The sequence below is a fragment of the Xanthomonas sp. LMG 12461 genome (assembly GCF_009192935.1).
GTDB classification, from domain to species: domain Bacteria; phylum Pseudomonadota; class Gammaproteobacteria; order Xanthomonadales; family Xanthomonadaceae; genus Xanthomonas_A; species Xanthomonas_A sontii.
In genome coordinates, this window is the sequence record NZ_NQYT01000036.1 from 1 (window position 1) to 13449 (window position 13449).

Consider the following 13449-nt stretch of genomic DNA (forward strand, 5'->3'; position numbering starts at 1 on the left):
CCAAAGGACTTTCCGCATGCACCAGGCCCCGTCGTCCCCCTCCACCTTCTCCCGCAGCGACAGGACGCGCGGCGCCGAGCAGGCGCTGCTGTGGTCGGCGCTCGGTTCGCTGCTGCTGGTGCTGAGCCCGCGCGCAGCCGCGGTGCCGGCATTCGCGCGGCAGACCGGCTCGTCCTGCGCCGACTGCCACATCGGCGCCTACGGCCCGGCGCTGACCCCGTACGGCATGCGCTTCAAGCTCGGCGGCTACACCGACAGCGACGGCAACGGCACCAAGATCCCGGTCTCCGCACAGCTCACCGCCACCCGCAGCGTGCCGGCGCGCGGCGAGAGCCGCACCCGCTTCAGCGAAGCCGACCTGTACCTGGCCGGACGCATCACCGACAACGTCGGCGGCTACGTCAAGGTCGCCAGGACCAACAACGGCAAGAACGACTACACCACGCGCCTGGACAACGTGGACCTGCGCGCGGTGGTCAAGAGCTTCCAGCTCGGCGGCAAGGACACCCTGCTCGGCGTCAGCGTCAACAACAATCCCGGCAGCCAGGATCCGATCGGCATGCTGCCCAACGCCTCCGGCCTGGGTCCGGCCTCGGCCTATGCCAGTTCGACCACCCTGCTCAACCAGTCGTCGCTGTCCAACCGGGTAATCGGCACCAGCGTCTACGGCCTGTACGACCGCAACTGGTACGGCGAGGTCGGCACCTACACCGCCTTGCCGGTGTCGACCCAGGACGATCTCGGCTACGCCATCGGCGGCGATCCCGGCAAGCTCAGCGACACCGGCTACCTGCGCCTGAGCTACATGAAGGACCTCAAGCGGCAGTTCTTCTCGGCCGGCGTGGTCGCGCTGACCACGCGCCGGCAGCTGCCGCGCAGCACCGGCCCGCGCGACGACTTCACCGATCTCGGCTACGACCTCAACTACCAGTTCCTGGGCACGCGCGAGCACATCCTCAAGCTCGGCTACCTCAACATCTACGAGCGCCGCCGCTACGGCAGCGCACTGATCGACCCGACCAACCCGGCCCTGGCCGGCCCGCGCCGGGCCAGCGTGCGCGACCAGTCGATCAGCCTCAACTACACCTACAAGCAGAGCTACAGCCTGCTGCTGGCGCACTTCATCAACACCGGCTCGGACGATCCGTTCCGTTACCGCCCGTACGGCGCGCCGGACACCACCAGCAACCTGATCAGCGCCTCGTGGGCACCGTTCGGCAAGGACGACAGTTACTCGTCGATCTCCAACCTGCGCCTGTCCGCGACCTGGTTCCGTTTCAGCAAGTTCAACGGCAGCACCGGCAACGTGTTCGGGGCTACCCCGGTCACCCGCCCGCGCGACCTCAACCAGTTCGCGCTGAGCCTGAGCCTCGCTTTCTGATTCCCCCGCACGGAGCTTCCCCCATGAAACGCACCCATGCCCTCCCCCTGTGCACCCTGCTGGCCGGCCTGCTGCCGCTGGCCGCCGTGGTGGCGCCGTCCGCACGGGCCGCCGGCGGCATGCCCGGCGCCGGCGTGTTCGCCAGCGAATGCGCCGAATGCCACAGCGCCGCGCCGGCCAAGAACAAGAAGGGCCCGACCCTGTTCGGCGTGGCCGGGCGCCGCGCCGGCAGCGTCCCGGACTACGCCTATTCCGACGCGATGAAGCAGAGCCAGTGGACCTGGAGCGACGACAAGCTGCGCAGCTACCTCTCGCAACCGGCGTCCAAGGCGCTGCCCGGCGGCAAGATGAAGTACGACGGCCTGGACGATGCCAAGCAGTTGCAGGACCTGATCGCCTACCTGCACAGCCTGCATTGAACTCGCTGCCCGATCCGGTCATATTCGGCGCCCGACGGGCCGGCCAGCGTGCCGCGCCCGTGCCCGATTCCTGACCTGCGAGCATCGAGTCACCGTGCGTTTTTTGCCTGCCGTCCGCGGTGCCTCGTCCCGGCCACCCGCCGTCGCCCAGCGTTGCAGGACCGGCACCGCGGCCCGGCGGTCAGTGCATCCGTGCGCCGGCGCGGCGCTGGCCCTGGCGCTGGCCGCCCTGCACGCCCCGGCGGCGACGGCCGGCGACATCGGCGGCGCCGCCGGGATCAGCTCGCAACTGGTCGACCGCGGCATCGCCGTGACCCGCGCTACCCCGACCTTGCAGGGCGCGCTGTTCTGGCTGCCGGCGCCGGGCTGGTCGCTGAGCGGCTCGGCCAGCGTGGCGCTGGACGCGCCGGGCACGGTGCTGATGAGCAGCCTCGGCCTGTCGCGCAGCTGGACCGTGTCCGACAGCTGGCAACTGCAGGCCGAGGTGCTGCTGTACCGCTACCCCGGCGCGCGCGCCAACCGCCTGTTCAACCGCGACGAGGTCAGCCTGGGCTGGAGCTACCGCGACCGCCTGAGCCTGTCGCTGGCCGCCTTCCGCATGCCCGACAGCGGCCTGCAGCAGCGCTGGTACGGGGCGCTGGACCTGACCGCGCACCAGCCGCTGACCGGCCCACTGTCGCTGTCGGTGGGCGCCGGCGTCAGCCAGGCGCCGCCGGCGCTGTACGGACTGGAGTACACGGCGCACTATCGCTACGGCCACGCCGGGCTGATCTGGAACGCCGGGCGCTGGAGCCTGGAGGTGGACCGTGTGTTCAGCAACGCCCGTACCGGCTATGCCGACCGCGGCCTGTGGCCGTGGGTGGCCAGCGTCTCCCGCAGCTTCTGAGGCGAGCGCAACCTTTCCGTGCCGCCCCGGCACATACCGGTGCCCGTTGCCACACCTGCTCCCATGAACGACACCGACCTGCTCGGCGATGCCACCGACCGCATGCTGCTCCGGCGCATGGCCGCCAGCGACCGCGAGGCGCTGACCCGCCTGTACCGCGCCTACCACGGGCGCCTGTGCCGGTTCCTGTCGCGGCTGACCCGGCGCCCGGACATCATCGAGGAAGCGATCAACGACTGCTTCTGGATCGTCTGGCAGAAGGCCGGCGACTTCCGCGGCGATTCGCAGGTCTCGACCTGGATCATGGGCATCGCCTACCGCTGCGGGCTCAAGGCGATCCGCCACCACAGCGACGACGCCATCGACGACGGCGTGGCCGCCGAGGACCACGCCGCGGCGGCCGACCCGGACGAGGACCGCGAGCTGCGCGACTGGCTGGGCAAGGGCCTGGAACGCCTGTCGGCCGACCAGCGCCTGGTGGTGGAACTGGTCTACGGCCTCGGCCACAAGCTGGAAGAGGTCGCCGCGATCATGCAGTGCCCGGTGGGCACCATCAAGGCCCGGTTGTTCCATGCCCGGGTCAAACTTCGCAACGTGTTGCCGGGATTGGCCGGCGATGCGTCCACGCTGACGGAGAGCGCGTGATGAAAACGGGCTTCAACGAGCCGGGCAACGAGTGCGCGCATGCCTGGGACCTGATGCCGTGGGTGCTGCAGGACAGCGCCACGGAAGCCGAAAACGAGTGGCTGGTCGCACACCTGGCCAAGTGCCGGCACTGCAGCGCCGAGTTCGCGCAGCAGAGCCGCCTGCGCATGGCCATGACCCTGCCCAGCGACGTGCCGGTGGACGCCGAGGCCGGGCTGCAGCGCCTGCTGCAGCGCCTGGACGCGCCGGTTCCGCAGGCGCCGCCGCAGCGCGGCCGCGCCAGCTGGACCACGCGGGCGCTGGTCGCCGCCGCGCTGCTGCAGGCGGTGGGCCTGGGCGTGCTGGGCATGCGCCTGTCCGCCGAGCACGAGCGCAGCACCGCCTACCGCACCCTCAGCGATGCCGCGCAGCCGCTGGCGGCCGATGCGATCCGGGTGGTGCCCGACGCGCGCATGACCCTGGCCGACTGGGACGCGCTGTTGCGCAAGCTGCAGCTGCGGGTGATCGGCGGCCCCAACGCCGCCGGCGCCTACACCGTGGTGCCGACCCAGGCCGGGTCGCCGGCGCAGCCGCAGCGCAGCGTGCAGCAGTTGCGCGCCACCGCCGGCATCCGCCTGGCGGAGCCGATCGCCGCGCCATGAAGCTGCGTCTCGCCAGCCTGCTCCTCGCCTGCCTGGGCCTGGGCGCCTGCGCCCATGCCGCGCCGGCGGCCGTCGCCGATCCGGCGCCCGCCACGGACGCCAAGGCGCCGAGCCTGGATCCGTCGCCGGCGCTGGACAGCCAGCGCCAGATCGTCCTCGCCGTGGCCAACCCGATGGCCGCGCCGAGCCGCCACGCCGGCTCCAACCTGCTCGGCTACGCCTCCGCCCGCTACTACGGCGCCGGCACCCAGGCGGTCGCCACCCTGGACGCGCTGAACAAGCGCTACGGCCTGCGCCAGGTCGCCGGCTGGCCGATCAAGGCGCTGGGGCTGTACTGCGTGGTGCTGGAGCCGGCGCCGGGCAGCGACCGCGCCGCGCTGCTGGCGCAACTGGCCAAGGACGACCGGGTGGCGCTGTCGCAGCCGCTGCAGGACTTCGGCACCTATTCGACCGACAGCCAGGCTGCGGCCGCACCGGCGCAGCCGCTGCGCTACAACGATCCCTACGTGGACATGCAGCGCGGCTTCGCCGCCACCAACGCGGCCACCGCGCAGGCGCTGAGCCAGGGCCAGGGCGTGGACGTGGCGATCGTCGACACCGGCGTGGACACCGCGCACCCGGACCTGCGCGGGCGCCTGCGCAACACCCGCGACCTGGTCGCCGCCGACCCGGGCGCGTTCAATCGCGACCACCACGGCACCGAGGTCGCCGGCATCATCGCCGCCGGCAGCAACAACCACCAGGGCATCGTCGGCATCGCGCCGAAGGCGATGCTCGACGTGTACAAGGCCTGCTGGTATCCGCAGCGCCCCGGCGCCGGCGCCGGCTGCAACTCCTTCACCCTGGCCAAGGCGCTGGCGGCGATCGGCGACACCCGCACCCGCATCATCAATCTCAGCCTCGGCGGCCCGGCCGACCCGCTGCTGCGCAAGCTGCTGGAACAGCTGCTGCGCGAGGGCCGCATCGTGGTCGCGGCGATGCCGCCCAACGGCCGCCTGGACGGGTTTCCCGACGGCATTCCCGGGGTGATCGTGGTGCGCAGCAGTGCCGCCGCCCCGGCGCCGGCGGGCGTGCTCAGCGCGCCGGGCGAGGACATCCTCACCACCCAGCCCAACGGCGGCTACGACTTCACTTCCGGCTCGTCGATGGCCACTGCCCACGTCAGCGGCGTGGTCGCGCTATTGCTGGCGCTGGCGCCGCAACTGGACGCGCGCAGCGTGCACGACCTGCTGCTGCGCACCAGCCGCACGCGCGACGGCCTGCTGCAGGTCGACGCCGCCGCCGCGGTACAGGCGTTGCCGCGCAGCGCGCCCCTCGCCCGCTGAAGGCCACCATGCGTTCCTGGATCCCGCTCTGGTTGCACCGGCTCGGCGCGCCGCCGACCTTCTACCGCGCGGCCGGCGCCGTGCGCCCGTGGAGTCTGGCCGCGGCCTTGCTGCTCGGCGCCGTGGCGGGTTACGGCGGGCTGGTGCTGGCGCCGCCGGATTACCAGCAGCACGATGCCTACCGCATCATCTTCGTGCATGTGCCGTGCGCGTGGATGAGCTTGTTCGTCTACGCCGCGATGGGCCTGGCCGGCCTGGTCGCGCTGGTGTGGCGGGTGAAACTGGCCGAAATCGCCTGCATGGCCTCGGCGCCCATCGGCGCGGCCTTCACCTTCGTCACCCTGTGCACCGGCTCGCTGTGGGGCCGGCCGATGTGGGGCACCTGGTGGACCTGGGACGCGCGGCTGACCTCGGAACTGGTGCTGCTGTTCCTGTATCTGGGCGTGATCGGCCTGCACCGTGCCATCGACGATCCGCGCCAGGGCGCGCGCGCCGCCGCGCTGCTGGCGCTGGTCGGGCTGATCAACCTGCCGATCGTGCATTACTCGGTGGTGTGGTGGAACACCTTGCACCAGGGCTCGACGGTGCGCGTGCTCGGCCCGTCGACGATGCCGCTGTCGATGCTGTGGCCGCTGCTGACCGGCGTGGTCGCCAGCAAGTGCTACTACGTCGCCAGCCTGTGCGGGCGCATGCGCACCGACCTGCTGGCGCTGGAGCGCGGCAAGGCCTGGGTGCGTGCGATCGCGTTGCAGGCCGCGCCGGTGCCGGCGACGCCCGCCGATGTCGTGCCGCTGCCTGCGGAACACGCGGCATGAGCGGGTTCTGGGCGATGGGCGGCTACGCCGTCTACGTGTGGAGCGCGTACGCACTGGCCTTGCTGGTGCTGATTCTGGACAGCGTGCTGCCGCGCCGCCGCCAGCGCCGCCTGCTCGCCGGCATCCGTGCGCAAGTGGCGCGCGAACAGGCACGCCGTGCCCGCGGCAACGTTGCGACCAACGGAGCGCGCGATGCATCCCACCCGTAAGCGCCGCCTGCTGCTGGTGCTGCTGTTGCTCGGCGCCGCGGCGCTGGCCACCGGCCTGTTCGTGCTGGCCCTGCAGCACAACGTCAGCTACCTGTTCACGCCCAGCCAGGTGCAGGCCGGCGCGGCCAGGGACTACCGGGTGTTCCGGCTCGGCGGCATGGTCAAGGCCGGCTCGATCACGCGCAGCGCCGATGCGCTGCAGGTGCAGTTCACCGTGATCGACAAGGCCGGCGCCACCGCCGTGGCCTACACCGGCATCCTGCCCGACCTGTTCCGCGACAACCAGGCGGTGATCGCCACCGGCTCGATGCAGGGCGCGCGCTTCGTGGCCACCGAAGTGCTGGCCAAGCACGACGAGACCTACATGCCGCAGGAACTGAAGGACGCGATGGCGCAGGCGCATGCCGAGCGCGCCCACGTCGGCAACACCGCGGCGGCAGCTGCAGCGACGGCACGGCCATGAGGCCGAGCGCGCCACACCGCGCCGGGAACGACGCGCGATGAGCGCCGAACTCGGCCAGTGCGCGCTGATCCTGGCCCTGCTGCTGGCATTGGTGCAGGCCGTATTGCCGCTGCTCGGTGCCTGGCGCGGCCAGCGCGCCTGGATGGCGGTGGCGCGGCCGGCCGCCTACGCCCAGGCCGGCTTCGCCTGGCTGGCCTTCGGCCTGCTCGGCTACGTGTTGCTGCAACTGGATTTCTCGGTGCGCTACGTCGCCGCCAACGCCAACCTGGCGCAGCCCTGGTACTACCGGCTGGCCGCGGTGTGGGGCGCGCACGAAGGCTCGCTGCTGCTGTGGATCGCCATCCTCAACCTGTGGACGGTGGCGCTGGCGCGCAGCGGCCGGCATTTGCCGGAGGCGTTCGCCGCGCGCGTACTCGGCGTGCTCGGGCTGATCTCCAGCGGCTTCCTGGCCTTCGTCCTGTTCACCTCCAATCCGTTCGTGCGGCTCTCACCGATGCCGCGCGACGGCAGCGAGCTCAATCCGGTGCTGCAGGACCCGGGCATGGTGCTGCATCCGCCGGTGCTGTACACCGGCTATGTCGGCTTCTCGGTGGCCTTCGCCTTCGCCATCGCCGCCCTGCTCGGCGGCGAGCAACAGCAGGCCTGGGTGCGCTGGGCGCGGCCGTGGACCAACGTCGCCTGGGGCTTCCTCAGCGCCGGCATCGTCGCCGGCAGCTGGTGGGCCTATGCCGAGCTGGGCTGGGGCGGCTGGTGGTTCTGGGACCCGGTGGAGAACGCCAGCTTCATGCCCTGGCTGGTCGGCGCCGCGCTGATCCACACCCAGGCGGTCACCGAGAAACGCGGCGCGCTCGGCGCCTGGACCCTGCTGCTGTCGATCCTGGCGTTCTCGCTGTCGTTGCTGGGTACTTTTCTGGTGCGCTCGGGCGTGCTGACTTCGGTGCACGCCTTCGCCGCCGACCCGCGCCGCGGCCTGTACATCCTCGGCTTCCTGGTACTGGTGGTCGGCGGCTCGCTGCTGCTGTACGCGCTGCGTGCGCCGCGCCTGGCCGCCGGCAAGCCGTTCGCCGCGCTGTCGCGGGAGACCGCGATCCTGGTCGGCAATCTGATGCTCAGCGTGGCCGCGGCGATGGTGCTGCTGGGCACGCTGTTCCCGCTGCTCGGCGATGCGCTGCGGCTGGGCAAGATTTCAGTGGGGCCGCCCTACTTCGGCCTGCTGTTCCCGCTGCTGATGCTGCCGGTGGTGCTGCTGTTGCCGTTCGGTCCCTACCTGCGCTGGGGCCGCACCGAACCTGGCGCACTGCGCGCGGTGGCCGCGCGCGCCGGGCTGGCCGCACTGGCCTGCGCGCTGCTGGCGTGGCTGCTGAGCGCAGGCACGCTGCGCGCGGTGGCCGGCGTCGCCGCCGCGGCCTGGGTTGGCGTCGGCACTGCCCTTTATGCGCTGACCCGCTGGCGCAGCGCGCCGCGTGGCCGCCGCTTCCCCGCCGAACTGGCCGGCATGCTGCTGGCGCATGCCGGGGTCGCGGTGTTCGTGGCCGGTGTGCTGCTGTCGGACAGCCTGTCGGTGGAACGTGACGTGCGCCTGGATCCCGGCCAGAGCGCGCAGATCGGCGCGCACAGCTTTCGCTTCGATGGCGTGCAGTTGATCGATGGCCCCAACTGGAAGGCCGAACAAGGCACGGTGAGCGTGCTGCACGACGGCGCCGTCGTGGCGGTGCTGCACCCGCAGAAGCGTCTGTACAGCAGCGAACGCATCCAGACCGAGGCAGCGATCGACGCCGGCGTGCTGCGCGACCTGTATGTCGCGCTCGGCGAGCCGGTCGACGACCAGCACATCGAATACGGCTGGACCCTGCGCCTGTACGACAAGCCCTTCATCCGCTGGATCTGGGCCGGCGGCCTGCTGATGATGCTCGGCGGTTTCGTCAGCGCCGGCGCGCGCCGCTTGCGTGCGCAGCCGGCTGCGACAAGCGCTACCGCGCCGGCCGCGCTCGCCGGAGCCGCGCCATGAGCCGGCTGCTGCCGCTGGCCGCGTTCGCGCTGCTGGCCGCGCTATTCGGATTCGGCCTCTGGTGGAGCCGCAGCCACGACCCGCGCGAGGTCCCTTCGCCGCTGCTGGGCAAGCCGGTGCCGGCGTTCGCGCTGCCGCGCCTGGACCGCCCGGACCTGCGCAGCGGCAGCCAGGAACTGCGCGGCCGCCCGTATCTGCTCAACGTGTTCGGCAGTTGGTGCATGGCCTGCAGCGAGGAGCATCCGCTGCTTATTGCACAGGCCCGGCAACTGGGTGTGCCCCTGGTCGGCTACGCCTACCGCGACGCGCCGCACGACACCGCCGCCTGGCTGGCGGAGCGCGGCAATCCGTACGCGCTGGTGCTGGTGGACGCCGATGGCCAGCGGGCAATCGACCTGGGCGTGTACGGTGCGCCGGAAACCTTCCTGATCGATTCCGACGGCGTGGTCCGCTACAAGCACGTCGGCGTACTGACGCCGCAGGTGCTGGCCGACGAACTGCGTCCGGCGATTGCCGCGCTCGACGGAGCACGTCGATGAGCGTGCTGGTCGCACGGACGCGCAGGCGCACGCCGTGGTGGCGGCTGTTGGTGCTGCTGTGGCTATTGGGCGGTGCATTGCCGGCCTTCGCCCAGGCAGTGGACCCACTCCCGTTCAAGGACCGCGCGCAGGAACAGCGCTTCCAGCACCTGACCGCGCAGTTGCGCTGCCTGGTGTGCCAGAACGAGAACCTGGCCGACTCCGACGCGACGCTGGCGCGCGACCTGCGCCACCAGGTGTTCGCGCAACTGCAGGCCGGGCGCAGCGATGCGCAGATCAAGCAGTACATGGTCGATCGCTATTCGGCCTTCGTGCTGTACGACCCGCCGCTGGCGCCGGGCACCTGGCTGCTGTGGTTCGGGCCGGCGCTGTTGCTGCTGGGTGGTGCCGCGATGGTGCTGGCGACGCTGCGGCATCGCCGCCGCGCCCTTGGCGCCGTCACGACGGAAGCGGAGGACGCCTGGTGACGCCCGGCTTTCTGCTCTCCGCCGCCACGATGCTGGGCATCGCCCTGTTCGCGGTGTTGCGCCCGTTGCTCGTCCAGCGTTCCGGCGCAGGTCGGCAACGCGGCGTCGCGCTGCTGCTTGCGCTGCTGCTGCCATTGCTGGGTGCCGGCCTGTACTGGCGCGTCGGCACACCTACGGCCCTGGCCGGCGTCCCGCTGCAACCGCTGCCGCCGCCCGCGCCGGACCAGACCGCGCAACTGCTGCAAGGCTGGCTGCAGCAGGCCTGGGATGCGCAACAGGCGCAGCGCCCGCACGAAGCGCAGCAGGCCTATGCGCAGGCGCTGCGGATCGCCCCGGACAACGTCGAGGCCCTGCTCGGCTGGGCCGAGACCGACATGGCGCAACGCGCCGATCTCACGGTGGGCAGCGCCGCACGCGCCATGCTCGACCGGGTGCTGGCGCAGCAGCCGGACAACCAGCGCGCCCTATGGATGCGTGGCATCGCCGCCTTCCAGCAGCAGCGCTATGCCGATGCAGCCGGCGACTGGCACCATCTGTCGACCTTGCTGCCGGCGTCGTCGCCACTGCGCGAGGCGGTGACGCAGAAGATCGCCGCTGCAGAAGCGATGGTCACCACGCCCGTCCCAGCGGCTAGCACCGAGCCGCGTTGAAATCGTCGCATCGACCGAATGGACGCCGGCGGTCCGTTCAAACGAAATAGTCCAGGGTCTGCTTCAACGTGTCCGCCGTGAACGGCCTGACGAGGTACGCGCTCACTCCGGCCTCGCGGATTGAGATAATTTTCTCGCTGCGATCGTCCATTACTAGCATCACGAACGGCGTGTCTTTCAGTCCTGCGTCGTAGCGAACCCACTGCAACAACTCTAGGCCGCTCATCGGCTCCGTATTTGCGTCGGCAATGACCAAATCAATCCGTTGCGCGCGCATTGCTGCCAGCGCTGCCTCGCCATCGCTCACTTCCACCACGTCCTCGTAGCCGAGCTGGCGCAATAGATGGCGAGTGATGCGCCGCATCGTTCGGTTTTCACCGACTATCAAAATTTTCATGACATGCACCCGTTTGGTAAATGGCGTTGTCGATGGTGCAGAAGTCCGGCGGACACCGCCATCGTCAACTGGCTGGTCGCCCGTGCATATGCGCCGCACGTGCGCATCAACGAGGCGCGATCACGGGACACGCAACGATGCATCCCTGCCCGGCGGCGTACCGCGACCTCTGTGTTGCCGCATTCGCTACCGGGACGGTGTTCACTCCACATTTGCGCCGCAATAATAAGAATGAGTATCATTAACAAACTGCCATCCACCACCGTCGCCACGCGCTGCCTCGCTGCCCAGCCGGTGCCTTTACCACGGGCCTGCATGTCTTCTTCCACTTCGCTTCGCGATCTTGACGCTTCGGCCAAGCCGCCAGGGCGCACCTGGCCGCCCTGGCTGCGCGTGCTGGCGCGGACCCTGGCCGCGATCGTCGGCGGCTATGCGCTGGCCGCGGCCACCTCCGTGCTGCTGCCGATGCTGTGGCCATCGGTGCGTGCGCAGGCGGTGTTGAGCGGCATGATGCTGGGCATCCTGGTCTGCGCCTGCACCGCGCTGTGGGCGTTCGCCGCGCGCAGCGCCGGGCGCGCCTGGCTGGGTATCGCCGCGCTGCTGGCGCCGATGGCGCTGGCCATCGCCTGGCTGCAGCAGCACGCGCCATGAAGCAGGGATTCCGCCAATCGATGGCCTGGCTGCACACCTGGAGCGGCCTGCTGGTGTCGTGGGTGCTGCTGCTGATCTTCATGGCCGGCACCGCCAGCTATTTCCGCAACGAGATCAGTCGGTGGATGCGTCCGGAACTGCCGCGTGCGCAGCCGAGCACCGACGTGGTCGCCGCCCGCGCGGTGGCGCTGCTGCAGCGCGAGGCGCCACGGTCGCCGCAATGGTTCGTGTCGCTGGCCAACCCGCGCGCGCCGTTCACCGACCTGTTCTGGCGCAATCCGCCGCCGGCCGACGGCAGCCGCCCGAGCCGCAAGGAACTGTTCGGCAACGCACTGCTCGACCCGGTCAGCGGCGAGGCCAGCCAGACCCGCGAGACCCGCGGCGGCGACTTCTTCTACCGCCTGCACTTCGACCTGCACTACATCCCGGCGCTGTGGGCGCGCTACATCGTCGGCTTCTGCGCGATGTTCATGCTGGTGGCGATCATCAGCGGCGTGATCACCCACAAGAAGATCTTCAAGGACTTCTTCACCTTCCGCCCGGCCAAGGGCCAGCGCTCGTGGCTGGACTTCCACAATGCCAGCGCGGTGCTCGCCCTGCCCTACCACGCGATGATCACCTACACCGGGCTGGTCACGCTGATGCTGATGTACCTGCCCTGGGGCATCCAGACCGCCTATCCGGACGCCGAGCAGGCGTTCTACGCCGAGGCCTTCCAGGAGCCGCAGAACCTGCGCGAGGCCAGCGGCACGCCGGGGCACATGCTGCCGATCGCGCAACTGCTGGACGTGGCCCGCCGCGAATGGGGCGCGCAGGCGCCGATCGCCGGCTTCTCCGTGTACAACGCCGGCGACGCTGCCGCGGCGATCCAGATCCGCCAGGGCGACGGCCAGCGCCTGGGCTACAGCACACCGTCGCTGCTGCTGGACGCGGCAAGCGGGCAGATCCTCGGCCGCAGCGGCGAACTCGGCGCCGCCGCGGAAACCCGCAGCACCCTGTACGGCCTGCACCTGGCGCACTTCGCCGGTCCCTGGCTGCGCTGGCTGTTCTTCGGCTGCGGCCTGCTCGGCTGCCTGATGGTGGCCAGCGGCGCGATCCTGTGGGCGGTCAAGGAGCGGCCCAAGCACGCCAAGGCCGGCCGCATCGGCCTGGGCCTGCGTCTGGTCGACGCGCTCAACATCGGCACCGTGGCCGGGCTGCCGATCGCCTTCGCCGCCTATTTCTGGGGCAACCGGCTGCTGCCGCTGCACCTGGAATCGCGCCCGGAAAGCGAAGCGGCGGTGTTCTTCCTGGCCTGGGCCGCGGCCCTGGTCGCCGCGCAGGTGTGGCCGAAGCGCGCGATGTGGGCCTGGCAACTGTACGCGGGCGCGGCACTGTTCGGCCTGCTGCCGCTGCTCAACGCCGTCACCACCGATGCGCACCTGGGGGTGAGCCTGCTGGCCGGCGACTGGGCGCTGGCCGGATTCGACCTGGTCTGCCTGTTCCTCGGTATCGCGCTGGCGCTGGCCGCGCGGCGCATGCAGCGCTGGCAACCGCCGCTGTCGGCGGCCGAACGCCGCGCCCGCGACCGCGACCGCGGCGGATCCGGCAAGCCGGTCCTGGCCACGGAGGGCGCATGACCGTCCTCGGCCTGTGCCTGGCCTTCTCCGGCTTCGTCGCGCTGTGCCTGGGCATGGAGAAGCACCAGCTCGACCTGTACGGCGCACGCCGCGCCACCGCGCCGCGCCTGCGGCAACTGCGCGCCGCCGGCTGGCTACTGCTGGGCGCGGCGTTCGCCTGCTGCGTGGCCGCGCGCGGCTGGGGCATCGGCCCGGTGCTGTGGGTGGGCTCGCTCAGCGCCAGCGCGGCGCTGCTGACCCTTGGCCTGCTGCCGTACCGGCCGCGGCTGATCGTGCCGCTGGCGTTGCTGGCGCCGCCGCTGGGCGTGGGCGCGGCCCTATTAGGCTAGGCGCC

General features: G+C 71.0%; 17 protein-coding genes. 16 read left to right on the forward strand and 1 reads right to left on the reverse strand.

Translation table 11 applies throughout. The features are described 5' to 3' along the window. Positions 1-16 precede the first annotated feature (16 nt). From CEK68_RS09845 to CEK68_RS09905, 13 genes are all read left to right on the forward strand, one after another. Positions 17-1381 (forward strand): hypothetical protein, encoded by a 1365-nt coding sequence (locus CEK68_RS09845; protein ID WP_017916197.1) that lies wholly within the window; start codon positions 17-19, stop codon positions 1379-1381. A 23-nt stretch (positions 1382-1404) separates the two neighbouring features. Continuing rightward, complete coding sequence (locus CEK68_RS09850) at positions 1405-1800, forward strand: c-type cytochrome (RefSeq protein ID WP_017909882.1); 396 nt, start codon at positions 1405-1407, stop codon at positions 1798-1800. 184 nt (positions 1801-1984) lie between these two features. Next, positions 1985-2686: a hypothetical protein gene (locus tag CEK68_RS09855; protein ID WP_226977833.1), complete on the forward strand. Its 702-nt coding sequence runs from the start codon at positions 1985-1987 to the stop codon at positions 2684-2686. A 63-nt stretch (positions 2687-2749) separates the two neighbouring features. Further along, entirely contained in the window at positions 2750-3331 is a 582-nt protein-coding gene (locus tag CEK68_RS09860) for a sigma-70 family RNA polymerase sigma factor (RefSeq protein ID WP_017913785.1), read from the forward strand. After that, positions 3331-3972 (forward strand): zf-HC2 domain-containing protein, encoded by a 642-nt coding sequence (locus CEK68_RS09865; protein ID WP_150409100.1) that lies wholly within the window; start codon positions 3331-3333, stop codon positions 3970-3972. The genes CEK68_RS09860 and CEK68_RS09865 overlap by 1 nt, the downstream gene beginning before the upstream one ends. Continuing rightward, complete coding sequence (locus CEK68_RS09870; protein ID WP_152236895.1) at positions 3969-5297, forward strand: S8 family serine peptidase; 1329 nt, start codon at positions 3969-3971, stop codon at positions 5295-5297. The genes CEK68_RS09865 and CEK68_RS09870 overlap by 4 nt, the downstream gene beginning before the upstream one ends. An 8-nt stretch (positions 5298-5305) precedes the next feature. Continuing rightward, a complete protein-coding gene (locus tag CEK68_RS09875) occupies positions 5306-6112 on the forward strand; it encodes a heme ABC transporter permease (protein WP_152236894.1) in 807 nt (268 codons plus the stop codon). Continuing rightward, positions 6109-6321, forward strand: coding sequence for a heme exporter protein CcmD (ccmD, locus tag CEK68_RS09880; protein WP_152236893.1), 213 nt, complete (start codon positions 6109-6111; stop codon positions 6319-6321). The genes CEK68_RS09875 and ccmD overlap by 4 nt, the downstream gene beginning before the upstream one ends. After that, entirely contained in the window at positions 6305-6784 is a 480-nt protein-coding gene (ccmE, locus tag CEK68_RS09885; protein ID WP_017914417.1) for a cytochrome c maturation protein CcmE, read from the forward strand. The genes ccmD and ccmE overlap by 17 nt, the downstream gene beginning before the upstream one ends. A 37-nt stretch (positions 6785-6821) precedes the next feature. After that, positions 6822-8792, forward strand: coding sequence for a heme lyase CcmF/NrfE family subunit (locus CEK68_RS09890; RefSeq protein WP_152236892.1), 1971 nt, complete (start codon positions 6822-6824; stop codon positions 8790-8792). Next, positions 8789-9331, forward strand: coding sequence for a DsbE family thiol:disulfide interchange protein (locus tag CEK68_RS09895; protein ID WP_152236891.1), 543 nt, complete (start codon positions 8789-8791; stop codon positions 9329-9331). The genes CEK68_RS09890 and CEK68_RS09895 overlap by 4 nt, the downstream gene beginning before the upstream one ends. Next, on the forward strand, positions 9328-9798 hold the full coding sequence (locus CEK68_RS09900; protein ID WP_152236890.1) for a cytochrome c-type biogenesis protein: 471 nt from the start codon (positions 9328-9330) through the stop codon (positions 9796-9798). Before CEK68_RS09895 ends, CEK68_RS09900 begins: the two co-directional genes overlap by 4 nt. Beyond that, entirely contained in the window at positions 9795-10448 is a 654-nt protein-coding gene (locus CEK68_RS09905) for a tetratricopeptide repeat protein (protein ID WP_152239276.1), read from the forward strand. Before CEK68_RS09900 ends, CEK68_RS09905 begins: the two co-directional genes overlap by 4 nt. Positions 10449-10485: 37 nt before the next feature. On the opposite strand, the gene CEK68_RS09910 is transcribed toward CEK68_RS09905, so the two are convergent. Beyond that, positions 10486-10845 (reverse strand): response regulator, encoded by a 360-nt coding sequence (locus CEK68_RS09910; protein ID WP_152236888.1) that lies wholly within the window; start codon positions 10843-10845, stop codon positions 10486-10488. 315 nt (positions 10846-11160) lie between these two features. Here CEK68_RS09910 and CEK68_RS09915 point away from each other — a divergent pair, with 315 nt between their 5' ends. The 3 genes from CEK68_RS09915 to CEK68_RS09925 are packed head-to-tail and all read left to right on the forward strand — an operon-like array spanning position 11161 to position 13444. After that, the gene (locus CEK68_RS09915) at positions 11161-11496 is read left to right on the forward strand and encodes a DUF3649 domain-containing protein (RefSeq protein WP_226977834.1); all 336 of its coding nucleotides are present in this window, start codon (positions 11161-11163) and stop codon (positions 11494-11496) included. After that, positions 11493-13115, forward strand: coding sequence for a PepSY-associated TM helix domain-containing protein (locus CEK68_RS09920; protein ID WP_152239277.1), 1623 nt, complete (start codon positions 11493-11495; stop codon positions 13113-13115). Before CEK68_RS09915 ends, CEK68_RS09920 begins: the two co-directional genes overlap by 4 nt. Next, positions 13112-13444 (forward strand): DUF3325 domain-containing protein, encoded by a 333-nt coding sequence (locus tag CEK68_RS09925; protein ID WP_152239278.1) that lies wholly within the window; start codon positions 13112-13114, stop codon positions 13442-13444. The genes CEK68_RS09920 and CEK68_RS09925 overlap by 4 nt, the downstream gene beginning before the upstream one ends. The last annotated feature ends 5 nt before the right edge of the window (positions 13445-13449 follow it).